The organism is Mesorhizobium sp. M1163 (assembly GCF_040318415.1).
In the GTDB taxonomy this organism is placed as follows: Bacteria; Pseudomonadota; Alphaproteobacteria; order Rhizobiales; family Rhizobiaceae; genus Mesorhizobium.
Map to the genome: position 1 here is coordinate 61,426 of NZ_JAMYMF010000023.1, position 22,326 is coordinate 83,751.

Annotated in this window: 31 protein-coding genes; 17 read left to right on the forward strand and 14 right to left on the reverse strand. The window is 63.8% G+C overall.

The window, feature by feature from the left end; genetic code table 11:
• From dnaN to NKH43_RS21560, 14 genes are all read right to left on the reverse strand, one after another.
• On the reverse strand, positions 1 to 1,134 hold the full coding sequence (gene dnaN / locus NKH43_RS21495; protein WP_352859731.1) for a DNA polymerase III subunit beta: 1,134 nt from the start codon (positions 1,132 to 1,134) through the stop codon (positions 1 to 3).
• A complete protein-coding gene (locus NKH43_RS21500) occupies positions 1,131 to 2,084 on the reverse strand; it encodes a DUF2303 family protein (protein WP_352859733.1) in 954 nt (317 codons plus the stop codon). Before NKH43_RS21500 ends, dnaN begins: the two co-directional genes overlap by 4 nt.
• Positions 2,085 to 2,116: 32 nt before the next feature.
• The gene (locus NKH43_RS21505; RefSeq protein WP_352859734.1) at positions 2,117 to 2,461 is read right to left on the reverse strand and encodes a YfdP family phage-associated protein; all 345 of its coding nucleotides are present in this window, start codon (positions 2,459 to 2,461) and stop codon (positions 2,117 to 2,119) included.
• 246 nt (positions 2,462 to 2,707) lie between these two features.
• Positions 2,708 to 2,938 (reverse strand): hypothetical protein, encoded by a 231-nt coding sequence (locus NKH43_RS21510; protein ID WP_352859735.1) that lies wholly within the window; start codon positions 2,936 to 2,938, stop codon positions 2,708 to 2,710.
• A 10-nt stretch (positions 2,939 to 2,948) separates the two neighbouring features.
• Positions 2,949 to 3,431, reverse strand: a complete 483-nt coding sequence (gene ssb, locus NKH43_RS21515; protein WP_352859737.1) for a single-stranded DNA-binding protein — start codon at positions 3,429 to 3,431, stop codon at positions 2,949 to 2,951.
• Entirely contained in the window at positions 3,431 to 3,712 is a 282-nt protein-coding gene (locus tag NKH43_RS21520; protein WP_352859739.1) for a hypothetical protein, read from the reverse strand. Before NKH43_RS21520 ends, ssb begins: the two co-directional genes overlap by 1 nt.
• Positions 3,712 to 3,963 (reverse strand): hypothetical protein, encoded by a 252-nt coding sequence (locus NKH43_RS21525; protein WP_352859741.1) that lies wholly within the window; start codon positions 3,961 to 3,963, stop codon positions 3,712 to 3,714. The genes NKH43_RS21520 and NKH43_RS21525 overlap by 1 nt, the downstream gene beginning before the upstream one ends.
• Positions 3,963 to 4,166 carry a hypothetical protein gene (locus tag NKH43_RS21530; protein ID WP_352859743.1) on the reverse strand — a complete coding sequence of 68 codons (204 nt, stop codon included), beginning with the start codon at positions 4,164 to 4,166 and terminating at the stop codon, positions 3,963 to 3,965. The genes NKH43_RS21525 and NKH43_RS21530 overlap by 1 nt, the downstream gene beginning before the upstream one ends.
• Complete coding sequence (locus NKH43_RS21535) at positions 4,163 to 4,840, reverse strand: hypothetical protein (RefSeq protein WP_352828844.1); 678 nt, start codon at positions 4,838 to 4,840, stop codon at positions 4,163 to 4,165. The genes NKH43_RS21530 and NKH43_RS21535 overlap by 4 nt, the downstream gene beginning before the upstream one ends.
• Positions 4,837 to 5,355, reverse strand: a complete 519-nt coding sequence (locus NKH43_RS21540; RefSeq protein ID WP_352859745.1) for a hypothetical protein — start codon at positions 5,353 to 5,355, stop codon at positions 4,837 to 4,839. Before NKH43_RS21540 ends, NKH43_RS21535 begins: the two co-directional genes overlap by 4 nt.
• Positions 5,348 to 5,605 carry a hypothetical protein gene (locus NKH43_RS21545; protein WP_352828841.1) on the reverse strand — a complete coding sequence of 86 codons (258 nt, stop codon included), beginning with the start codon at positions 5,603 to 5,605 and terminating at the stop codon, positions 5,348 to 5,350. Before NKH43_RS21545 ends, NKH43_RS21540 begins: the two co-directional genes overlap by 8 nt.
• The gene (locus NKH43_RS21550) at positions 5,602 to 6,099 is read right to left on the reverse strand and encodes a hypothetical protein (RefSeq protein WP_352828839.1); all 498 of its coding nucleotides are present in this window, start codon (positions 6,097 to 6,099) and stop codon (positions 5,602 to 5,604) included. Before NKH43_RS21550 ends, NKH43_RS21545 begins: the two co-directional genes overlap by 4 nt.
• Before the next feature lie 115 nt (positions 6,100 to 6,214).
• Positions 6,215 to 6,484 (reverse strand): hypothetical protein, encoded by a 270-nt coding sequence (locus NKH43_RS21555; protein ID WP_352828837.1) that lies wholly within the window; start codon positions 6,482 to 6,484, stop codon positions 6,215 to 6,217.
• Positions 6,485 to 6,903: 419 nt separating this feature from the next.
• The gene (locus NKH43_RS21560) at positions 6,904 to 7,290 is read right to left on the reverse strand and encodes a helix-turn-helix domain-containing protein (protein WP_352828834.1); all 387 of its coding nucleotides are present in this window, start codon (positions 7,288 to 7,290) and stop codon (positions 6,904 to 6,906) included.
• Between the two features lie 73 nt (positions 7,291 to 7,363).
• On the opposite strand from NKH43_RS21560, the gene NKH43_RS21565 reads away from it, so the two are divergent.
• From NKH43_RS21565 to NKH43_RS21645, 17 genes are all read left to right on the forward strand, one after another.
• The gene (locus NKH43_RS21565) at positions 7,364 to 7,648 is read left to right on the forward strand and encodes a helix-turn-helix domain-containing protein (protein WP_352859748.1); all 285 of its coding nucleotides are present in this window, start codon (positions 7,364 to 7,366) and stop codon (positions 7,646 to 7,648) included.
• Positions 7,645 to 7,842, forward strand: coding sequence for a hypothetical protein (locus NKH43_RS21570; RefSeq protein WP_352859749.1), 198 nt, complete (start codon positions 7,645 to 7,647; stop codon positions 7,840 to 7,842). The genes NKH43_RS21565 and NKH43_RS21570 overlap by 4 nt, the downstream gene beginning before the upstream one ends.
• Before the next feature lie 113 nt (positions 7,843 to 7,955).
• The gene (locus tag NKH43_RS21575; RefSeq protein WP_352859751.1) at positions 7,956 to 8,447 is read left to right on the forward strand and encodes a hypothetical protein; all 492 of its coding nucleotides are present in this window, start codon (positions 7,956 to 7,958) and stop codon (positions 8,445 to 8,447) included.
• Between the two features lie 86 nt (positions 8,448 to 8,533).
• Positions 8,534 to 9,400, forward strand: a complete 867-nt coding sequence (locus NKH43_RS21580) for a GcrA family cell cycle regulator (RefSeq protein WP_352859752.1) — start codon at positions 8,534 to 8,536, stop codon at positions 9,398 to 9,400.
• The gene (locus NKH43_RS21585; RefSeq protein WP_352859754.1) at positions 9,397 to 9,960 is read left to right on the forward strand and encodes a hypothetical protein; all 564 of its coding nucleotides are present in this window, start codon (positions 9,397 to 9,399) and stop codon (positions 9,958 to 9,960) included. Before NKH43_RS21580 ends, NKH43_RS21585 begins: the two co-directional genes overlap by 4 nt.
• A 367-nt stretch (positions 9,961 to 10,327) precedes the next feature.
• Positions 10,328 to 13,039, forward strand: a complete 2,712-nt coding sequence (locus NKH43_RS21590; RefSeq protein ID WP_352859756.1) for a DNA methyltransferase — start codon at positions 10,328 to 10,330, stop codon at positions 13,037 to 13,039.
• Positions 13,036 to 13,296, forward strand: coding sequence for a hypothetical protein (locus tag NKH43_RS21595; RefSeq protein WP_352859757.1), 261 nt, complete (start codon positions 13,036 to 13,038; stop codon positions 13,294 to 13,296). Before NKH43_RS21590 ends, NKH43_RS21595 begins: the two co-directional genes overlap by 4 nt.
• Positions 13,289 to 13,588: a hypothetical protein gene (locus tag NKH43_RS21600; protein ID WP_352859759.1), complete on the forward strand. Its 300-nt coding sequence runs from the start codon at positions 13,289 to 13,291 to the stop codon at positions 13,586 to 13,588. The genes NKH43_RS21595 and NKH43_RS21600 overlap by 8 nt, the downstream gene beginning before the upstream one ends.
• A complete protein-coding gene (locus tag NKH43_RS21605; RefSeq protein ID WP_352828803.1) occupies positions 13,581 to 13,874 on the forward strand; it encodes a hypothetical protein in 294 nt (97 codons plus the stop codon). The genes NKH43_RS21600 and NKH43_RS21605 overlap by 8 nt, the downstream gene beginning before the upstream one ends.
• A complete protein-coding gene (locus NKH43_RS21610; protein ID WP_352828800.1) occupies positions 13,862 to 14,110 on the forward strand; it encodes a sigma factor-like helix-turn-helix DNA-binding protein in 249 nt (82 codons plus the stop codon). The genes NKH43_RS21605 and NKH43_RS21610 overlap by 13 nt, the downstream gene beginning before the upstream one ends.
• The gene (locus tag NKH43_RS21615; RefSeq protein ID WP_352859761.1) at positions 14,110 to 14,352 is read left to right on the forward strand and encodes a hypothetical protein; all 243 of its coding nucleotides are present in this window, start codon (positions 14,110 to 14,112) and stop codon (positions 14,350 to 14,352) included. Before NKH43_RS21610 ends, NKH43_RS21615 begins: the two co-directional genes overlap by 1 nt.
• Positions 14,349 to 16,442, forward strand: coding sequence for a DNA cytosine methyltransferase (locus NKH43_RS21620; protein WP_352859763.1), 2,094 nt, complete (start codon positions 14,349 to 14,351; stop codon positions 16,440 to 16,442). Before NKH43_RS21615 ends, NKH43_RS21620 begins: the two co-directional genes overlap by 4 nt.
• Positions 16,439 to 17,377 carry a hypothetical protein gene (locus NKH43_RS21625; RefSeq protein WP_352859765.1) on the forward strand — a complete coding sequence of 313 codons (939 nt, stop codon included), beginning with the start codon at positions 16,439 to 16,441 and terminating at the stop codon, positions 17,375 to 17,377. Before NKH43_RS21620 ends, NKH43_RS21625 begins: the two co-directional genes overlap by 4 nt.
• Positions 17,378 to 17,432: 55 nt before the next feature.
• A complete protein-coding gene (locus NKH43_RS21630) occupies positions 17,433 to 18,668 on the forward strand; it encodes a P4 alpha zinc-binding domain-containing protein (protein WP_352859766.1) in 1,236 nt (411 codons plus the stop codon).
• A 20-nt stretch (positions 18,669 to 18,688) separates the two neighbouring features.
• A complete protein-coding gene (locus NKH43_RS21635) occupies positions 18,689 to 20,473 on the forward strand; it encodes a DNA primase family protein (RefSeq protein ID WP_352859768.1) in 1,785 nt (594 codons plus the stop codon).
• A 362-nt stretch (positions 20,474 to 20,835) separates the two neighbouring features.
• Positions 20,836 to 21,672 carry a hypothetical protein gene (locus tag NKH43_RS21640; protein WP_352859770.1) on the forward strand — a complete coding sequence of 279 codons (837 nt, stop codon included), beginning with the start codon at positions 20,836 to 20,838 and terminating at the stop codon, positions 21,670 to 21,672.
• A gap of 93 nt (positions 21,673 to 21,765) precedes the next feature.
• Positions 21,766 to 22,302: a phage tail protein gene (locus tag NKH43_RS21645; protein WP_352859772.1), complete on the forward strand. Its 537-nt coding sequence runs from the start codon at positions 21,766 to 21,768 to the stop codon at positions 22,300 to 22,302.
• Positions 22,303 to 22,326: the final 24 nt, after the last annotated feature.

Consider the following 22,326-nt stretch of genomic DNA (forward strand, 5'->3'; position numbering starts at 1 on the left):
CTATACCCTCATTGGCATCAGGACGAAGAGCGGCTTCAGGCCGGTCTCGTCGGCGGTTTCCGGCTGGATCAGCGTCGGCGAGGCTGGGTCGCCGAGGCTGAACACCAGGCGCTTGCTTTCGCTGGCGTTGAGCAGGTCGAGGCAGTAGCGGCCGTTGAAGCCGATCTCGACGCTTGATCCTTCGCCATGCTCGATCGTGACTTCGTCATTGGCGCTGCCGGCGTCGGGATTGTTGGTGGTCAGCACCAGGTTGCCGCCAGCCTCGAAGGCGAACTTCACCGCGCTGCCGCGCTCGCTGGACACTGTGGTGACCCGGTCGACGGCGCTGGCGAGCGCTTCCCGCTCGACCGTGAAATGGTTCTGGTTGCCGGTCGGGATGACCCTGACATAGTCGGGAAAGCTGCCGTCGATTAGCTTCGACAGCAGCGCTGCCTTGCCGGTCTCGACGCGGATCTTCGTGTCCGACAGGCTGACCTTGACCACGCCCTTGTCACCCAACAACTGCCGGATCAGCCCGACCGTCCGGCGCGGGATGATGATGCCGGGCATGCCGGCGGCGCCCTCAGGCAGTGTCGCGGTGAACTTGGCCAGCCGGTGGCCATCGGTGGCGACGGCGTTCAGATAATTTTCGCCGGCATGCCAGTAGATGCCGTTGAGATAATAGCGCGTCTCCTCGCTCGATATGGCGAAAGAGACCGTGTCGAGCATGCGCTCGAACAGGCCGGCGTCCAGGTCGAAACTGTGGCTGAAGGTGCCCTCGCTCATCGTCGGGAAATCGGTCGACGGCAGCACCTGGATTTTGAACCGCGACCGGCCGGCGGTCAGCGTGGCGAAATCCTTCTCGGCCAGCAGCGCGATCTCCGCGCCCTCCGGCATCTTGCGCACGGCGTCGTGCAGGATCGACGCCGGCAGGGTGAAAGTCTCGTCCTTGCCGGCCTGGCAGGCAAGCGACGCGCGCAGCTCGCAGTCCATGTCGCTGCCGGTGATGGTCAGCGTGCCCGCCTTGGCATCGACGGCCAGCATGACGTTGGCCAGCACCGGGATGGTGGTGCGCCTCTCGACGGCCTTGCTGACCAGGCCGAGCGCGGGAAGCAAAGCTTCCCGCGCCATGATGATGGTGTTGGGCTTGCTCACGCCGCCATCTCCGGCGTGCCTTCATAGGTCGGCAGACCCGTCTTTTCCCGCGCCTCGCCGAGCACGTCGCGGACATGCTGGGTGATGAACTGGTCGGGCCGGTAGATCTGATAGAACCAGACGACCTTGCCGCCCGCTGGCCGGTAGCGCAGCCGCACCGGGATGCGCACCTTCTCGCCCATGAAGAACGGGGCGATGTTGAGCATGAAGATGCCCGGCACCTTCAGCGGCTTGCCGTCGGCTCCGTTATGCGTCTCCTCCCAGGCGATCTGGCCTTCGCCGCTCTGCAGTGTCGTCGAGGCCTTGACCTTGCTCTCGACATTGACCTGCAGGCCGCGCGACAACTCGACCAGCTGCGCCGGCGTGGCGATCGTGGTGGCGAAGTCGCGCTCGTACTGAAGCTTCTCGTCTTCAGTTGGCGACGACAGTTCGGCGACGCGATCCTCGAGGAACCAGGCGAAGTCGCCCTGGTCCATCTTGGCGCCATCGCCGGCCACCCATTTCTGCCATTCTTCCGACAGCGGGAAGGCATAGTGCACCCGGTGCTTGCCGAAATTGGCATGGCCTGCGTCAAGCTCGTGATAGTCGACGATCGTCGTCAGGGTCGGCTTGCGCCAATCCATGTTGGCGAAGATGGCGCTGTGCCCGGTCTGGTGGCGGACCGTCAAGTTGCAGAAGGCCTCGAAGGTCTGCGCCATCGCCTGGCCGGTCTTGCGGCTGGGGTACAGGCGGTACCTCTCGAACAGGCCAGACACGTCCTCGACACCGGGATGATCGCCGCGCTTGAGCGCGACGGGGATGACGTCCGGCAGGCCGGCCATTCTGGCTGCGTTGGTAAGGGTCGACAGCTCGACGCCTTCGGCTTTGGCGCCGAGCTTGGCTGCCGTGTCGAGATCGACGCCAAAGGGAGAAAGCAGTGCTTCGGCGGAAGTGCCGGCAGTATCGGTCATAGAGGTAATCCTTCGGGTTTGAGGGGCGAGGTTCAGGACTGCTGGCGATCGGCGGCCGCGCGCGGGCCGCCGAACATGTCGGTCTGCTGCGGATGCTCGGTCGACAGCGAGCCGTCATCCAGCACCCAATAGAAGGAAGAGCCGCGCGCCGGCTTCGGCCGCTTCGAATCGATCTCGCATGAAATGGTCGCCGTGCCGGCCTCGACCTCGAGATTGAGCTTGAGGGTGACGTTGCCCTTGATCTTGGTTTTCGGCCGGTCGCAGGACAGCTCCTTCAGCTTGGCCAGCGTCTCGGTGATCTCGGTCGACATGGCCGCGGCGACTTCGCCGCCTTCCAGCATGCCGATGATGGTCTGTGCATCGCGGATTTTCTTCATGGTGTCCTCACGGGCTTTTCTGCCCCCGCCCTTAAGCTTCGCTTCGCTCGCTGGCGGGGACCCCGAGCGCGCCTGCCGTCGAGTGTGACCGAACCGAAGGTGCCGGCAGGCTGGCCTCCGGACGGGGCGGGCAACGATGCCCGGCCCGCAGTCGCGGGCTAGAAGGGGATGTCGTCGTCGAGCTGCCGGCGCGCGATCACTTGCGCGTCAGCCTCGGTCAGCAGGCCGCTCAAGACCCTGATGGTCTCATGCGCACGGACGTTGCGATTGAGTGCGGCCGTCAGCTCCTGGTAATATTGCGAGAGGCGCGTTCTCGAGACGTTCGACCTCCGACTGCAACTGCAGGATCTGCTTTTGGTAGGCAGCATTGCCTTTGCCGCTGACGGCGATCTTGCGCGCGCGGTCCATTGCTTTGGCCTTGGCGACTGTAACCATAAGCGTTCTGCCATTGATCTTACGCTTGACGTGCGTCTGCATCGTCCACTCCTCAAAACGGGATTTCGTCGTCGAGCGTTTCGCGCAGGCCGGGCGACTGCTGGTCTGGAGACGGGCCACGCTCCTGGCGGCTCGATGCACCGCGCTGGGTGCCGTAATCGTCAGGGCTGCGCGCCGGATGATCGGCCTTGTCGAGCATCTGCAGTTCGCCGCGGAACTTTTGCAGCACCACCTCTGTCGAGTAGCGCGCGGCGCCCGACTGGTCTTCCCATTTGCGGGTCGAGAGCTGGCCCTCGACATAGACCTTCATGCCCTTCTTCAAATACTGCTCGGCGACCTTGCAGATGTTCTCGTTGAAGCAGACCACGGTGTGCCACTCGGTCTTTTCCTTGCGCTCGCCGCTGGTCTTGTCGCGCCAGCTTTCCGATGTGGCGATGCGGAAATTGACCACGCTGTCGCCGCTGTTCAGCCGGCGGATTTCCGGGTCGGCACCGAGGTGGCCGATCAGAATGACCTTGTTGACGCTGCCGGCCATCAGTAGCCTCCCGCCGCCTGGAGGCGGAGCAGCTTCGCCGTTTTCTTCAGCGTCGACGTGCATCCAGCCGGCCTACTACGGCGCGACATGTAATTCTTCGCGCCCGAGCCTTTCCAAATGACCGGGGTCCCCTTCGCGATCGGCTTGCGCTTCTTGCGGCTGACGGGCTGGCTGACCGGCGCCGAAAATTGCGGCATGATTGCTGGCATCGGTTGAAGTGCAGCCGCCGAGGCGAACATCGCCGCCGCCAGCAAGGTCGGCTTACCAAGTGAGAAGGCCATTAGGCAGTCCTTTCTTCGGGCAGGGTGATGAGCGCATGGCCGGCTGGCGCGTTCGGGTCTGGTGGCGTCAGCGCGGCGATCTGTGCCTCGATGTCGGCGATCAGATCCTTGCGCAGGCTGGCGGCGAACGGCGCGGCGAGCATGATCTCGCTCGAATTATAGAGTTTTTCCCCGATCAGCAGGCGCAGCGGCTCATTGGCGCGCAAGCGCTCGACGGTGTCGTGCCAATGGCGGATCGCGGCCTCGCTCATCAGATGAAGCCCTTCGACAGCGCCAGCCATTCCGGCATGGTGACGACGACGAGGCCGCCCGGCTTCTTGACCATCTCGATTTCGGAAACCGGCACCCAGACGGCCTTGGCGTCGTCCCCAGTTTCGGAGACGCGCACGGCCTTGCCGGTTGTGGCGTGCAGCGCCAGCGTCAAGTCGATCAGGTCGGAGCGGCCGCTGGTCATGCCGCCCTCACCACAATGCCGAGATAGCGATCAAGCCGGTCGAGGAAGGCGATCTCGGCCTTCATCGCGCCCCATGGTTCGATCGCTCCGGTCAGCCTTGGCGCCGACGCCACCTTGGGCAAGCACTTCTGGTCGGCCTTGGGCCCGAACAGGGCATGGGCTTCGGCGACCAGCATGCGATCGTCCATGTCCTTGACCTGGCGGACATAGAGCGGCATGCGATTGATGTCGGGCAGCCTGGCGGCTTCATAGATGGCGAGATCGATGCAGCGCTTCACCTCGCCGATCGCGCGATGGACGAGCTTTTCTATGAAGGCCGGGCGATCGAGCTTGGCTTCGGCGGCGAGTTTCGCCACCTGGTACTGGATCAGGTCGACGGCCGGCCGCGTCACATCGCCGAACGGATATTCGTGGCCGTCATGAATGACGAAATAGCCGGCCAGCACGCTGTCGCCGGTCTCGCGGAAGATGGCGTCCGCGCCCATCACCGAATGCTGCGCCACCGAATAGGCCGCACAGCGATAGATGCCATTGAAACGCGCGATCTTCGACAGCGCATTGGCCATGTCGGCGAAGTCGATGTCGGCGGCGGTCGGGCTGACAAGGTTGAACGCCGACCCGTCAGGCCGGAAGGCCGGGACAATTGAAGGAATGCGGTTGGCCGATTGCTTCACTGGGACACCTGCGGCAGCGCCTGTTCGACCGCCTTGATCACCGTTTGGCGGCTGGCCGGAAAGATCGGCAGCCGGTCCAGATAGGCGGAGAGCACCTTGAGGCAGCGCTCGCGCTGGCCGGACCACGGGTCGAGCACAAGGGCGGCGCGTGCCGTGCAATAGCGGCCCCAAGCCACGAGCAGTGCCTGTGTCTCCTTGGTGTCGCGCGGCAGCGGCGGCCGGTTCGGCAGAGGCGCGCGCGCCTTCTCGATGATGTCCGCCATCAGGTCGGGACGGCTGGTCAAATGGCGCACGCTGGCGTCTGTAGCGAGTTTCGCCGCGGCATCCTTGAACTCGACGATCTCGGCCCAAGTGAAGCCGGCGCCGATCAGATCCTTGGACCGGACGCCGCCGCCGACCGAAAACAGATCGCGCATCGCCTCGGCCATTTCGCGGCAGCGCGGATGCGCATCGTCGGCATCCTCGGGAAAGATCGGGCGCGTCTGCGTTGAGCGAAAGTCAGCTTGGCTAAGCATAACAATTGGCCTCCTGGGTACGTGCCATTGCGGAATGAAGTTCTGCCTGCCGGGCAAGCGCAGCCTGGTCTTCGAACCGGCCCTCGATGCCGGTGATGATCGTCGCGAGCTGGTCGTCGGACAGGCGGTCGCGCCAGTCGGTCCAGTCGCGTTGAACGCCGGGCATGGTGTCGTAGCCGAGGCATTCGAGCGTCTCGATCAGATCGCGCCTTTCGGCCGACATACCCTCAGGATGCTCGCCGACGTTCATCGGACGGCACCGAAGATCACGGCGGCGCAGAACAGGATCGCTGTGACCGCCGCCAGCGAGGCGAGATTCTTGGCCAGCGAGTAATCCTCGTGATAGCCTCGTGCGCGCTGCAGGCGCTCACCTTCGATGACGCCGAGATTGCGCGGGGGGACAGGATGCGACCATTGATACTGGCGGCGACGCTGGTGGCGGCTTGGGCCGGACAGGGGCGAGCAGACGATCCTTCCGTTCTCGGCCGGTCTGGCATGGAACGGGTCTACGTTTGGCTGGACTACGAATCGTGGAGCGAAGGGCTGGCGCTCATTCGGGCCGGTGTGCACGAGACCGACCCGCAAATGGTCCTTCGCCTGATGGCGTGCGTTGCCAGCAAGGGCGACCACGCGGTTGTCATCGGGCGTCCTTCCCTTGCGGCAAAGACCATCCTCGTCATTGACGGCGCCCAAAAGGGCTGTCGCGGTTTTGTGACCGACGAGGATCTTGGATTGCGATGACACTGAAGCGCTCCACCGAATGTGCGATGGGCAAAGTGTGAATTACTCACATCGAAGTGTCAAGCGTAAATGTGATAAACTCACACTTCAAAATGCGGGAGTGAGAATCATGCGGGTTTTATGGGGCCCGTTTGCGCGGCTTGGCGATTAGCACGGCCGCCAGTTCGCTCGCCAGATCGACGACCTTGGCGCGCTCCTCATCGTCGAGCGGCGCAAGGTAGGCGGCGATGACCTCTCCGAACTGCGAGGCCAGATCCTCTCCGAACGACCGCTCCAGCCTGTCGACCACCTCCCGGTTGAGGCTCTTGCCGCCGCGAACCGCCTCAAGCCGTGCTTTGAGTTCGGGCGGCAGGCGGACATGGAAGCTGGGGCGTAACGGTCGGGACATGACCCCGACTTATCGCCGAAAGGTCAAGTGTTCGAAATGGTTCCAGATTTTGTAGAAAACTGGTACTAGTTTCCCCGCTATTCACAGGGCATCGTTACAGGTTGAAACAATCTGGTGATCATTCAGCAATGGTTGTATGCGTACCGAAATGGGACACTGGACGGCGTGAAAAAACTGATTTGACAGCCTAGAGGAAATTGTTCCTAACTTCACTGCCGTTCGGTTTGGGAGAAGAGACAAGTGATCCAGTACGAATCGCGCGAAGCTGCGGGCGATCAGGCAATGGACAAATTGCGAGCGATCGCGACATCGCCTCAATCAAGAGCAGCGACGATCTCCGAGCGCATTGCCAGGGACACGCGATCAATCGCAGAGGCGATGAGTGAAATCCATGGTGGGCACTGGCGCGTGCTTATCGATCACGATGTTGGCGTGGTGGCGGTTTCGCGGGATTTCTCGGTGCCGCTCGGCTCGCCCAGCGCGAATCTGGCATAGGTCAGCACGGCGGCCTGGACCTCCCGTGGCGCCGCCGCCAAGCGCATGAAAATCTCGCGCAGCTCGTCGCTGCCGTCTATATCCTGCGGTGAGCCTTCGCCGGTGATGAGCCAGGCTTCCCTGACCCTGTAGGCGCGGGCATAGTCCTTGACCGCGCGGGTGATGCCGGTCCGACCGCTTTCGTGCTGGATGTAGGTGTTGTAGTTAAAGCCGAAACGCTTCGCGGCGGCCTTCGCATTGTCGAAGCCGCGCATCTCGCGCGCCTGGCGCAGCCGCGCCGCCTGCTCGTCTACTCGGGTTACATCCGTCATGGCGTGACTTTTTCACATTTCTGGTGTGAGTTTCTACTTGACAGATTGATGTGACTTTCTCACACTATCGGTCATGATGGATCATTCGTTCGAACTAGAGACGGTTGTCGACGTGGTCGCCCTGCGGGGCGAGCTCGGCTGGACGCAGCAGCAACTCGCCGAGCATTGCGGCGTCGACCGCTCGACCGTCTCCACCTGGGAGACGAGGCCGCCGACCAAGGGGCCGGCGCTGATCCTGTTGCGCCAACTCCAGGCGTCGCTTTCCGATGCTGCTCGCCCCGGCGGCGTCGCGGCCGGTCCCGAAAAATTCCCCCAAGCCGGGACCGGCCACCCTCTTTCTAGCGAGGCGGCCGAATGACCGCCGTCCGCTGCTCGCCTTCACTGACCTTGTTGCAGCCGCCAGCGGAGCCGGTTCGCCAGTTGCCGGCGCCGACGCTGCGCATGTTGAAGCTGCTAGCCGCCTTTGCCTGCGAGCATCCTGCCGACCTTCTGGCGCGCTTGTTGCGTGATGAGGCGCGGCGGACGCTGCGTTTGCCGAGGGAACCGCCGTGAGGCTGTGAATGCGGGTTTTCATGCCCGTGAGTTGAACCGCTTTCCACCTCGTCCCGCCATGGGAAATGCAGACAGCATTTCCCGCGCCGGGAAAACTGTGCCCGGAGCCCGACATGGCCGAAATTTCCAGTCAGTGGTTTTACCGCCTCAAGGCAGCGCAGCGCGACCTGATCGAACGCTGCGGCACGATCGAGCGCGCCGCCGCCATCGCGTCGTTGTCGAAGAGCCAGATGGGCCGCTTCAACAATGCCGGCGATCCCGAGCTGATGCCGCTGTCGGCGGTGCTTTTGCTCGAGGCCGAGTGCGGCACGCCGCTGGTCACCAGCGTCATGGCCGAATTGAACGGCCGGCGACTGGCCGATGCCGATGCGGCTGGTGCTGCCAACGCCACGATGATGGCGGCGCATGCCGATGTCGTCGTGCAGTTCGGCGAGCTGATCGCCGCCGCCGCTATGGCCTTCGCCGATGGCCGGCTGACGCCGGCCGAGCTTGCCGGCATCGACCGCGGCGCGGCGAAACTGGAAATCGCGATTGCTGAACTGCGCAAATCGGCGGCGGCGGCGCGCGGCGCCGGCGGCCTCAGCATTGTCAGCGGTGCGGCATGAGGCTCGTCAAGCAGTTGTTCCGGCACGATCCGGCAAACGGTGTCTGGGGCGATTGCGCCCGCACCGTGATCGCATGCCTTTGCGACGTGCCGGCCGAAGAGGTGCCGCACTGGCACGAGGACCTGTCCGGAGCTGAGCAATCAGCAAGACACGACGCCTGGCTGCGAGAGCGGGAAATCCTGCGTATTTCGATTCCGGTAGTAGCCGATGCGCTGGAAAAGGCCCTCGAATGGGGCGCGTACTATAGCCGGGGAATGGCCTACATCCTCGCCGGCAGGAGCCGCAATGATACCAATCACGTCGTGATCTGCCGCGGGCAAGAGATCATTTGGGATCCTGCCATAGATGACAGCGGCGTCGTAGGGCCGTGTTCCGACGGCTACTTCTGGTTCGAATTTCTGGTTCGGCCGCTGGAGGGGGCATCCGGCATGAGCGAGTGGTCCGCCGAAGATCTGCAGATGCTGCGCGATCTGGCCGGCCAAGGGCTTTCTGCCGCGCAGATTGCCGCTCGCCTGCCGGGTCAGCGCAGCCGCAATGCCGTCATCGGCAAGCTGAAGCGCGGCAAGGGCACGTTTGGCGCATTGTTGGGCCAGCCGAAGAACCATGCGATCGGCCGGGCCACGCCCAAGACCGAGAAGCCGGTGAAGCGGAAGTATCATCCCGTGCGCCCGGTCATGGCGGTCACGCCGGCCTCGCCAGTCGAGCTTCTGTTCACTTCTCCGGATTGCACGCACTTTTCCAAGCCGATCGAGGTCGTTCCGAACCTGCCGGCGACGCTGCCAATCACCTTCCTGCAAGCAGTGATGACTGACCGGTGCCTGCACTATGCCGGCGCGCCCTACGATCCTGACGGGCCCGACATGCCGGTCTGCGGCGCCGAGCGGGCGGCGGAACCGCTGCATACGCGGTACTGCCGGCGTCACCTGATCGCGAAACGGCAGGTTGCGGCATGAACGCGCTTGGCATCCAAACTATCTACGGCACCGATGGCGAGTACGAGACGCCCTACATGACGCGCGTCTGGATTGGCCGCCTACGGTTGCACATCTTCCATCGCGGCGACGCCGACCCCGATCCGCACGATCATCCGTGGGATTTCTGGACCTTCCCGCTAACGAGCTATGTCGAGGACTTCACACTACGCATTCTCGACAGTGATCGCAGCCATGATGCGTTGCCGATGGTCGCCCTGAAAATGGGCTGGGTGACAAAGCGCAGACTAGTGCGCGCTTTTCGTATCCACCATCGCCGGGCAAATTATCTACATAGGGTGCTTGGCCGATTTTCTGGAAATTGGTGGCACGACTGGCCAGGTCGATTGCGCGGTCATCCACCTTTGCCATGTTTCGATGGACGCAAGATCGTCACCATCGTTTGGGTCGGCCGGCAGTCCAGAAAGTGGGGCTTCCTCCGCTACCGTGACGGCAACTGGTGCTGGACGCCGTGGCGAGAATACGTCTTCGGCGGCGGCAAGCATGCGCCGTGTGAGCCACGCGATGGGGGCGCGCAATGACACTCTCTGATCGGCCACGAGTTTACACGCTTTGTGGGAGTAGCCGCTTCCCTGAAGCTTTCCACTTGGCAAATGCTCACCTCAGCATGTGCGGCCACATCGTTATTTCGTTAGGCCTGTTTGGCCACGCTGATGAACCGCGCGGCTCTCGGTTCCTGACATCAGACGGTAACGAAGCCTCGCCCGAGAAGAGGAACTTGGATCAGCTTCATTTCCGGAAGATCGATCTCGCTGATGCGATTTTCGTGATTAACGTAGGCGGATACATCGGCTCTTCGACAAGGCGGGAGATTGCATATGCAGTATCCCAGGGTAAGGCCGTCGAGTGGCTGTTTGCGCCCACGACATCGGTCGACGGTGCTGCCGCATGACCGCGCATCCCGACTATGCCGAATTCCTCAAGGCAAAGGTGCGGCTGGCGCCGGCGCTTGGCTTCGACGTCGACCCGGCGACGGTGAACCCGCTGCTGAAGCCGATGACGCAGGCGATCGTGCCGTGGGCCTGCCGCGGCGGCCGGCGTGCGCTGTTCCTGCGCTTCGGCCTGCACAAGACATCGACGCAGCTCGAGGTGATCCGGCAATGCCTGGTGCATGCCGGCGGTCACGGGCTGATCGTCGTGCCGCTCGGCGTGCGCCATGAATTCTTCCTAGAGGTCGAGAAGCGCCATCCGAACATCCGGCTGAAGTTCATCAACCGGCCCGGGCAGATGGAAGCGCCGAACGAGATCGGCGCCGAGAGCGTGCTGATCCACCTTACCAACTACGAGACGATCCGCGACGGCAAGCTCGACCCCTGCCTGTTCACCGCTGCCTCGCTCGACGAGGCTGCCGTGCTGCGCGGCTTCGGCGGCACCAAGACCTTTCGCGAGTTCATGGCGACCTTTGCCGGCGACGATCGCAAGACCGGTCGCAAGCATGCCGGCGTGCGCTACCGCTTCGTCGCCACCGCGGTGCCCGATCCGAACGAATATATCGAGCTGCTCGCCTATGCCGCCTTTCTCGGCGTCATGGATGTCGGCGAAGCAAAGACCCGCTTCTTCAAGCGCGACAGCGAGAAGGCCGACGCGCTCACGCTGCATCCGCACAAGGAGGAAGAGTTCTGGTTGTGGGTCGCGAGCTGGGCGCTGTTCGTCCAGAAGCCGTCAGATCTCGGCTATTCCGATCAAGGCTACGACCTGCCGCCGCTCGATATCCGCTGGCACGAAATCCCGTCCGACCATAGCGCTGCCGGCGAGGAGCGCGACGGGCAGGGCAGGCTGTTCGCCAATTCGGCGCATGGGGTGACCGAGGCCGCGCGCGAGAAGAAGCGCAGCCTTGACGCTCGCATCGCCAAGGTCATGGAAATCCGCGCCGAGGATCCTGGCGCGCATCGCATCCTCTGGCACGATCTGGAGGCCGAGCGGCACGCGCTGGAGAAGGCGATCCCGACCGTCAAATCGGTGTGGGGAACGCTCGACGACGACACCAAGGAAAAGCGCGTCGTCGGCTTCGCCAGGGGCGAATTCGAAGAGCTTGCGACCAAGCCGGTCATCAACGGCTCCGGCTGCAATTTCCAGGACTATTGCTGGTTGGCGATCTACACCGGGATCGGCTTCAAGTTTCACGACTTCATCCAGTCGGTGTTCCGCATCCAGAGATTCGGACAGACGCATACCGTGCGCCTCGACCTGATCTACACCGAGGCCGAGCGCGAGATGCGCCGCACGCTGGAACGGCGTTGGCGCCAGTTCGAGGCGCAGTCGGAAAAGATGGCGGAGATCATCCGCCGTTTCGGCCTGGCCGAGCAGGCGATCGAGGGCGCGCTGAAGCGCTCGATGGGCGTTGTCAGGCGCGAGGTGCGCGGCGAAAACTACCTGGTCGTGCACAATGACACGGTCGAGGAAACCCGGTCGATGGCTGAAAACAGCGTCGACCTGATCGTCACCTCGATCCCGTTCTCGACGCAGTACGAATACACCCCGTCCTTCAACGATTTCGGCCACACCGACGACGACGCGCATTTCTGGGCGCAGATGGACTTTTTGACGCCTCAGCTGCTGCGCGTGCTGAAGCCCGGCCGGCTCGCCGTCATCCATGTCAAGGACCGGATCGTGCCTGGCGGCGTCAACGGTTTTGGCTTCCAGACGGTCAACCCGTTCTCCGACGATTGCTGTTCGCATTTCCGCCGGCACGGCTTCGCCTTCATGTCGCGCGTCACCATCGGCACCGATGTGGTGCGCGAGAACAACGGCACCTATCGGCTCGGCTGGAGCGAGCAATGCAAGGATGGCACCCGGCAGGGCAACGGCATGCCGGAATACACGCTGACCTTCCGCAAGCCGCCCACCGATCGATCAAACGGTTACGCCGACCATCCAGTTGCCAAGCAGAAGCCGCTGTCCTTCACCGATCACACCGAGCAGCCGGACAAGTCGCTGCCGCTAGGCGAGGGCGTGCGCACCCAGACGTTCGAACGCGCGCTGCGCAGCGTGCCCGGTACCGGCTATTCGCGCGGCCGTTGGCAGATCGACGCGCACGGTGTGCGCCGGTCGAGCGGCGACCGGCCGCTGCTGCCCGACGAGTTGCGCCGCCTGGTGAAACTCGACGCCAAGCTGATCTATCGCGGCTGGAAGAAATGGGCGGAAGAGAACGTCTACGATCACGCACTGCACGTCGAATTCGCCGAGGTGCTCGACGCCGAAGGCAGGCTGCCGCCGACCTTCATGATCGCGCCGCCGCATAGCGACCATCCCGAGATCTGGACCGACGTGGCGCGCATGCGCACGCTGAACATGCTGCAGCAGCGCAAGGGCCGCGAAATGCATCTGTGCCCGCTGCAGTTCGACATCGTCGAGAGGGCGATCGAGCAGCATTCGATGCCTGGCGAGACGGTGTTCGACCCGTTCGGCGGCATCATGACCGTGCCCTATTGCGCGCTGCGCATGGGCCGCAAGGCGGTCGCGGTCGAACTCAACCCGGATTATTTCGCCGACGGCGTCACCTATGCCGAGATCGCCGCCGGCGGCGGGCAGGGCCCAGGCCTGTTCGACCTGCTGGCGGCCGAGCAGGCCGGGGCGGAAATGGACGAGGCGGCGGAATGAACCTCGCCCCGATCTGCACGGACGCCTTCGATCCCAGCCATGTCGATTTCGACGTGTTCGCCATATTCCTCGAGGCGCGCCGCGTCCACCGCCGCAAGTCGGCGCGCAAAGTTGCCAAAGAGGCCGAGGTCGAGCTTGACGCGGTGCTACGCGCGGCGCGCGGGCGCAACCCCGGCAGCTATGAGTTCTTCGCGCTTTGCGACTGGATCGGCGAGGAGCCGGCGCTCTTCCTGAAGAAGGAATTCAGGCATGGCTAGGCTCGCGACCTACGACTATCGCGGGCTCGGCCGGCTGCTGCGCGCTCGGCTGGAGGACGATGGGCGCGGCTGGCGCGTCTGCGCCGCCGAGATCGGCGTTTGCGCCTCGGACCTGTCGCGCATCTGCAACGGGCAGAGCGTGTCGGCGCCGAAGGCGATCGCCGTCTGCGACTGGCTGAAGCTTTCCTTCCGCGCCTTTTACGACCCGCCGGACAGCGCTGATGCCGAGCGTGAAACAACGGAAGAGTTTCACGGGAAGAGCACTGAAACAGAGGGGCGGGCAGATGGCTGATGATCCCAAGCGCTACGTCTATTGGGTGCAACTGGTCAACGGCTTCGGGCCCAAATCAAGAGCCTTCGTCGTCGTCTTCGAATGCTTGCACGCCACCACCGCCGACATCGACCGGGAGCTGCGCCAGCACGGCGTCGTCAACGGCTCGCGCCTCGACACTGTCGACGACGGCAAGGGCGGGCGGATGATCCGCAGCCGCGCCGATTTCATGTTCGGCGTCGCCGGCGTGGTCTCCATCCAATCCTACCACAAACCTTGCTGGGAGCCCGAAGAATGGCCGCTGTGAAGAAATCTGCCGCACCCGGCTTCGGCAAGCCGGGCAGCATCGACCCGGCCAGGCTGATGAAGCTGCCGCTCGCCATGCAGGCCGAAGGTATCAGGCTGCTGTTCGAAATGGGCCTGACCGCGAGCCAGGTGAAGGCTCGCCTCGGGCTGTCGTCGGGGACAATCAACCAAATCCTCGACAAGGCGCGTCCGTTCACGCGCGGCGGCGATGTCAATGTCGTCGCGGAGGGGATGTGATGTTGCGCCAGACGGTTTCCGCACACGACTGTTCCGAGGTCGAACTCCGGCAAGCGCTGATGCGGCTGGGCGGGGGATGGCTGACCGGCGACGCCGCACTTGCGGCGATCGTGCTTTGGTCCAGCGGCCAGTTCGACACAAACGCCATCGCCACCGTCCTGACCGTTCGCGAGGATGCGGTCTGCCGCACCTTGGCGATGGCGCGCGACGGCGCACGTGCGGATGCGAGGGCTCAACGATGAACGCGATGACTGGTTTTGCCCTCGATAACCGCATGACGATCGTGCTGTTCGCCGGCATGGGCGGCGGCTGCGACGGGCTGGAAGAAGCCGGTTTCCACGTCCATGTTGCGATCAACCACGACCCGGTCGCGGTCGCCGTGCATGAGAAACGTCATCGCCACACGAAACACCTCCGCTGCGACGTGTTCGAGGCCGATCCGCGCAAGGTCACCAATGGACGCGGCGTGCGTGTCCTGCATGCCTCGCCGGACTGCACCCATTTCTCGGTCGCCAAGGGCTCGAAGCCGGTCAGCAAGCGCCGCCGTTCGCTGGCCTGGGTGATCTGCCGCTGGGCCGGCACGGTGCGGCCCGAAACCATCACCATGGAGAACGTCCAGGAGATCAGGACGTGGGGCCCTCTGATCGCCAAGCGTGACCCGGCGACTGGGCGCGTGATGCGGCTCGACGGCTCGGTCGCAGCCAAGGGCGAGCGCGTGCCGGTGCAGGATCAATGGCTGATCCCGGATCCTCGCCACAAGGGCCGCATCTGGCGCGCTTGGCTGAAACATCTGCGCGGTCTCGGCTATAGCTTCGATTACCGCATTCTGGTCTGCGCCGACTATGGGGTCACCACGATCCGAAAGCGCTTCTTCGGCGTCGCCCAGGCAGACGGCCGGCCGATCGTGTGGCCGGCCCGCACGCACGCGCCGCGCAAGGATGCCAAGCAGCTCGGCCTAAAACCATGGCTCGGCGCGCATACGATCATCGACTGGTCTCTGCCGGTGAAATCGATTTTTGGGCGCAAGAAGCCGCTGGCCGAAGCGACATTGCGCCGGACGGCACGCGGCGTCATGCGCTACGTCGTCGATGCAGCAAAGCCGTTCATCGTGCCGATCACCCATTCGGGCGGCGACAGGGTGCACGATGCCGGCGAGCCGCTGCGCACGCTGACCACGGCGCATCGCGGCGAGCTGGCGGTGGTGGCGCCGGCCTTGATCCGGACCGATCAGCAGAGCGCGGCGGCTCGCAACGGCGTGCATTCGGTCGAGGAGCCGATCAATACGCTACACACTTCGTCTGGCATCGCGATGATGGGCGCGACCATCGTCGGGGCCGGCGGGCGGGCAGCGCAGTCGTCGCCTCGCGATCTCGAGGATCCGCTTGGAACGACCACGGGCAAGGAAGATCGCGTTCTGGTCGCCGCCCATATGACCAAGTTCAACCAGAACGGCGACGGCTACATGCCGACCGAGCCGTTGGATACAGTCATGGCCGGCGCGCCGCGGCATGCCGTGGCTGCCGCCAGCCTGGTGCAGGCGGGCTATGGCGAACGCGAAGGCCAGGCGCCGCGCAGCCTCGACATCCAGGCGCCGCTTGGCGCACAGGTGGCCGGCGGTGGCAAGCATGCGCTGATCGCGGCTTTCCTTGCGCAGCACAACGGCGATCCGCGTGTCGACGGCAGCAATGAGGCTCGGCCGGTCCGACCGATCGATGAGCCGGTCGGTGCTTTCACGACCAGCCCGCAAGTCGGCGTCAGCGCAGCGTTCATCGCACAGCACAACACGGGCGAGCCGGGCCGATCAGCGGAAGATCCGTTGTCGACCATCGTCACGCTTGGCTCGACGCAAGGCGTGGTCGCCGCAGCGCTTGGTAACATGCACGGCACCAATCGCGACGGCCGGCCCATCGACGAGCCGCTGTCGACGGTCTCGGCAGGCGGCAGCCATGCCCATCTGATCCTCGGCTTCCTCCAGCACTATTTCGGCTCTGGCAAGCAGGATGACGACGTGCGCCAGCCGCTCGGCGCCCTGACCGGCAAGGCACGCTACGGCCTGGTTGAGGTGATGGTGAAGGGCGTCCCACACTACATCGACGACATCGGCATCCGCATGCTTGAACCGGAGGAGGGCGCGGCTGCGCACGGTTTCGAGCCCGGCACGCTACCGGCCGAAATCACCGTCGACGGCAAGACGCGCCGGCTGACCAAGACCGAGAAATATCACCTGGTCGGCAACAGCGTGCCGCCGCGCATGATCAAGCTGATCGCGGAATGCAACGTCCGCCACGCCTTCGCTGTCGATGTGGAAGCAGAGAGGGTGGCAGTCGCATGAGCGGCGCTTCGTGGATCGGACCAGAGAGCAGATGGTCAGGCGGGCTCGCCCACTGGACTGTAGGCGATCGTGCGTTTTTATCTGTCGCCTTCACCTTCCGGCTCCCAGATGCGCGCAAACTTGCCATCTACTACGGCGCACTCGGGCTAAAGGTATTCGCAGGCGGTCCAGCTCTCGCCCACATGAAAACGCAGCGCTACATGCAGGATGTTGCGTGGGTTCCGAAAGGCGCTGGCAATCCAGGCCGTCTAATCGGCGCCCTTCAGCGCCATAATCCGGCGGCGACCATTGCGAGCCGAGGGTGTTCGGAAGATTGTTCTTTCTGCATTGTCCCCTTTATGGAAGGTGGTTTCACGCAATTGCCGGACTTCCCGGTTTTGCCGGTCCTCTGCGACAACAATCTATCCGGTCTTCCTGCCGACTATCAGGACTTCATAGTTCGGCGCTACCAGGAAGCGGGCGTGCCATTACTAGACGCCAACAGCGGCTTCGAGCCAAGGACCTTCTCAGCATCTGTTTTCGATAGATGGCGGATCATCAATCGAGGTGTCTGGCGGCTCGCCTATGATGATTTGGTCGAGCGCGATTTCATTCGCAGTGCGATGGCAATCCTGCGGCGAGCTGGTGTGCCGCCTCGCAAGATCCAAATCTACACCCTGCTTGGGAACGAGCCTTACGACGCCTGCATGCAGCGCGTGCGGGAGGTCATCGAGTGGGGCGGCGAGCCATTCTGTCAGCCGCTGATGAAGTTGGTAGCGCTCACCCGCGATCCGCACGTCAAGCACGATTGGACAGCTAGAAAACTTCGCGCCGTCGCCCGATGGGCGAACAACCACATGTGGCGGTCGGATGCCCCTCGCTTCGAGGATTACAATCCGAACGTTCGTCGTGCCCCTCGCACGCGCTACGACGAGCGACAGGGGCTCTTCATATGAGCGCCAATGGGCACGGTTTTCAGGGACGGCTCTGTTCAGCCGCTTCTGTTCTGATATGAGCGAAGCGATCAAGCTCTTCGTCGAGGACGCGCGCGCGGTGTCGATCGAGGATGCCGCGAAGATCATGCGGCTGACCTTCAAGCGGAGCGGCGTCGAGCATCCGCAGCCTTGCCCGCATTGCTTCGGCACGGACACGTTTTCGTTCAACACGAAGAAGGAAAAGTGGAACTGCCGCGCCGGCGGCATTGGCGGCAACGACGCGATCGGCATGGCCGCCCATTGCGAAGGGCTGGACGTCAAGAGCCTCGAAGGCCTCCTCGAGGCCTGCTCGATCGTGCTCGACAGGGACATTCCGGAGGAGGGCGAGCGCGAGAGCGACGAAGATCGCGCGGCGCGCAAGAAGCGGCTGGAAGAACGGCGGCTGCAGAACGATGCCGCCTTCGCCGAGCGCGCGGCCAGCCAGGACAAGTTTCGCGAGCGCGAGCGGCAGAAGGCGCGCGGCATCTATCAGTCGCTGACGGCCCTGCGCACGGCCGCACAGATGCATGGCCGGTTCTATCTGCAGTATCGTTGTGGCGGCTATCCCGACGCCACATGGCTGCGCATCGGCGGCGACGTGACGTACTGGCACGGGCAGGATGAGCGCGGCAGCCCGCTCGCGCTCTATTCCGGGCCGGCCATGGTCGCGCCCTTCATCATGCCAGACCTGGCGCCGATTGGCTGTCACATCACCTGGATCGACCTTGATCGGCCGCCGAAGTTTCGGCCGCAACTGGTCGACCCGACCACCGGCGAATTGCTGCCGGCCAAGAAGATGCGCGGCTCGAAGAAGGGCGGCCTGATCCCGATTGCCGGCCATCCTGACTGCAGCCGCTGGGTCGGCGGCGAAGGCATCGAGAACGGCGTTGCCTTCGGTGTCTGGGAAGGTTTTCGCGCCGACACGTTCTATTTCGCGGCCGGTGACCTCGGCAATCTGTCTGGCCCGGCCGATCCCTCGTCGCGCTTTGCGCATCCGACGTTGAAGAAGCCTGACGCCAAGGGCGTCGCGCGGCCGGTGATGGTCGCCGGGCCCATACCGAAGCGCGACCAGGATGCCGACGACGCCATGTGGGTGACCGATCACGTCCGCGAGCTGGTGTTGCTTGCCGACGGCGATTCCGAGCGGGTGATGACGGCTGCCGCAATGGCTCGGGCCCGTGCAAGGCATGCCCGGCCGGGGCGCATCATCCCGATCGTCTGGCCGCGCGCCGGATATGACTTTTCACGCATGGCAGTCGAGACGGGGGAATAGTGGGCAAGAAAAAGACTGGCATGCCTGAAGAGGTGGCCACCATTCTCGACGAAGCGACGCGCCAGGCCGAAGCAGCCGGGCTGCCCCGCACCCCGCTCGATGTCGATGCGACTGTCGATGAACTGGATGACGGTGAGCCGGGCACCGGGCCGCGCCGCGGCAGCAAGGTCGATATGGAGGCGGTCAAGGCTTGTGCAGGCCTCGACCATTCCGACACCGACAATGCCGAGCGTCTGCTTGCCCACTTCGGCGAAGATCTGCTTGTGCTGGCCCAGGCGAAGGCGCGCAAGGCCGCCTATGCGGTTTGGACTGGCACGCATTGGGATATCGACACCGGCGATCCGCGCTCGCTGGCGGTGGCACAGAACCTCGGCGGGCGCATCGCGCTGGAGATCGAATACATCGATCACACACCGGCTGAGAAGATCGCGATCGAGCGCGGCCATGAGGCGCTGAAGAAGCTGGAGCAAGAGCGTTCTCCTGGCGAGAAGAAAGTCGCCAAGATGGCGGAGGCGGCCCAAAAGAACCTCGCTGCGCGCATCAGCCGGCGCATGTCGCACGCCGTCTCCTCGAAGAACAAGGGGCGGCTCGAGGCGATGCTCGCCTGTGCAGCACCCCACGTCATGCGCGGGCCTGACGAATTCAACGCCGACCCGCTGAAGGTCGCGCTGCGCGGCCATACACTGTGCTTCCGCAAAGTGATCAAGACGGTGCGCAATCCGGCCTTCGACGATCCCGACGACAACCGCGAAAACCTGCCTGAATTCATCGTGGCGCCCGTTGCCGAACTGAAGGTGGTCAAGGGCCATCGCCGGCAGGATCTGATCACACAGGTCGTGCCGGTCGATTACGACGCAAAGGCCGACTGCCCCAAATGGCTCGCCTTCATGACGCGCATGCTGCCGCACGAAGAGGTTCGGCGCATGGTCCAGGTGGCGGCCGGGCTCGGCCTGATCGGGCTGACCGTGCAAAAGCTATTTTTCCACTATGGCTTCGGCGCCAACGGCAAGTCGGTGTTTCTCGAGGTGCTTTGCCGCCTGCTCGGCGAGGCCTCGGTCACGCTGCCGTCAGAATCGTTCACCGGCGAGGGCAAGGCCGGCGGTTCGGCCAATCCGGATATGGCGCGGCTCTATGGCCGCCGGTTCCTGCGCGTCAAGGAGATGCCGGAGGGCGAGGATCTGCGCGAGAACCTGGTCAAGGACCTGACCGGCGGCGAGCACTTTGCCGTGCGTGACCTGTTCCAGGGCTATTTCGACTTCAAGCCGATCTTCACCGGCCACATGTCCGGCAACGGCTATCCGAAGATCTCCGGCACCGACAACGGCATCTGGCGGCGCATGGCCGTCGTCCACTGGCCGGTCGTCCTCGAGGCGAGCGAGCAGCGCGAGTTCGAGGAGGTCGTTTCCGAATTCCTGCCGGAGCACCCCGGCATCCTGAACTGGCTGGTCGAGGGCGTGATGATCTTCCTGCGCGAAGGCCTCATCGTGCCCGAGGCGGTGCTGGCGAAGACACAGGAGTATCGCGACCAGATGGACCCGACGGCGGCCTTCGTGGCGCGCTGCGTGGTGCGCGAGGAGGGCGAGCCGGTGACGGCCAAGCAGTTCTATCAGGCGTATGTCGACTTCACGGTCGACCAGGGGGGCAAGCCGGTCTCGCTGACCCGCTTCGGCCTGATCATGCAGAAGAAGTACCGGCGCGAGGATGGCCGGATCGTCCACTACCACGGCATCCGCCTCGTCGACGTGCCGCCGCCCAAGCGCGAAGGCGGCTCAGGCCAGCATGATTTCGAGGAGCATCTGCGATGATGACGCGCCTCCCCGTAACCCCTCACTTGGCTTGCATTTTGGCCCGCAAACCCATGCGCGCCTTGAATTCATTGGTCTTTTCATGGCGACACTTGGCGACAGTCGCGCCAGTTCGAGCTACTCGCTTCGCAGTGAATAAGACAGCGAAAACAAAGGGTTGCGACAGTCTGCACCACTTTGGCGAGGGCTATAGGTGTGAAGAGGGGTCCGGGGGAGAAAAGGTTTTATGCGTATAGGCATCGAATAACTATCGCTACTCCCGCAACGACACGTCAACACATTGAAATCGCTAAACAAACTGTCGCTTCATAACTATCGCTAAACTCCCGCAAACTATCGCAAACTGTCGCAAGGATAAGAAGATGAAGACCGTGACCATTGAGGAATTGCTGACCTGGGCCTTCGTCAATGAATTGCCGAAGGGCGGCGGGGTTGACGGGCTGGACAACGCTAACTCGGCCTGGCGGATGCTGGAGGCGTCGTCATGGGGCAAGATCACCAGCTTTGCCGAGCTTGGCGCGATCATCGACAGGGGAAGGGGCGATACCGAGAATTACTGGATCGAGCAGGGCGAGCCGCATGACGACGCGGTTGCGGTCGGGCGGGCGGTTGCCGGGCTGTCGCGCTGCGACGTGGCGATCCCTGCGAACTGGTATGCTCTCGCCGACTGGCCCAATACCGAAGGCATGGCCGAAGCGGCGGTCAAGAAGGCCGTCGAGCGCTACATGGTGCGCACGCCGCAGCGGCGCGCGGCCGGCATCATCAGCCTCGTCGTCGGCACGGCCATTCTCGGCCGCGAGCCGGACTTCGCGGCCGAGCCGTCCAAGACGCGTATGATGGAACGCAGCGGCAAGCCGGCCTGGTTCGTCATGAAGCGGCTGACCGACATCCATAACCAGACCTATGACCTGGAGGTTCACGGCTACGACGAGCGCAAGCAAAGGCCGGTGAAGGGCGCCTATCGTAAATACGAGTTCTCGACCGATCCGACCGGCGACATCCTCGGCCGGCTCGATTACCAGATATGGGTCGCGGCCCTGCGCCGGCTCGAGGTCGAGATCGCCACGCAGCTCATCGGGCACAGGCTGGTCTATTCGGATCGCTCGATGACGCCATGGCTTGAGGCCGACAGGCCTGGCGTCGCCATCGTCGAAAGGGCAGCAGATCGGCCCGCGAAAAAAACTGCCGTTGCTTGTTGACGTGCGGGAGAAACTTGACATACATCTGAACACGGTAAAAAAGAAATCACCCCGGCGCCCCAAGCGACCGGGGTTTTTCATTGGGAAAAGCGCGTGACGGTCGAACTCCATGTCGATGCGTCCGACTTCGAGCACCTCGGCCGCGCCATTGCGCGACTGCCGGAGCAGATCAAGGCCAAGGCTGCTGCCCGCGCCATGCGCCGCATCACCGAGATGGCGCGCAGCCGCATCGTCAAGCGCAATGCCGAGCGCATCGACATCCCGCCATCGCGGGTGCGGGCGGTGACCACGGCGCAGTTCAATGCGGGCGGCAACACGTCCGATGTTATCCTGAGATCGGGCTGGCTGCCCCTCTACAAGCTCGGCGCAACCCAGACTGCCAAAGGTGTGCGCGTCCGATTGAGAGGATCATATCGCTCTGCCTTCATCGCTGAGATGAAGAGCGGCCATGCTGGCGTGTTCAGGCGACAGGGCAAGGACAGGCTTCCTATCCGCGAGCTGTTCGGGCCGAACCCGGCGCACGACATCACGAACAACCCGGAGGTCTACCTCCAGGTGCTGACCGAGCTGATCGAGCAGAGCCTGATGCCTCGGTATCTGCACGAGGTCGAGAACCTCTTGCCCCGCTGACCCCACCCCCGGTGTAGGGACCGT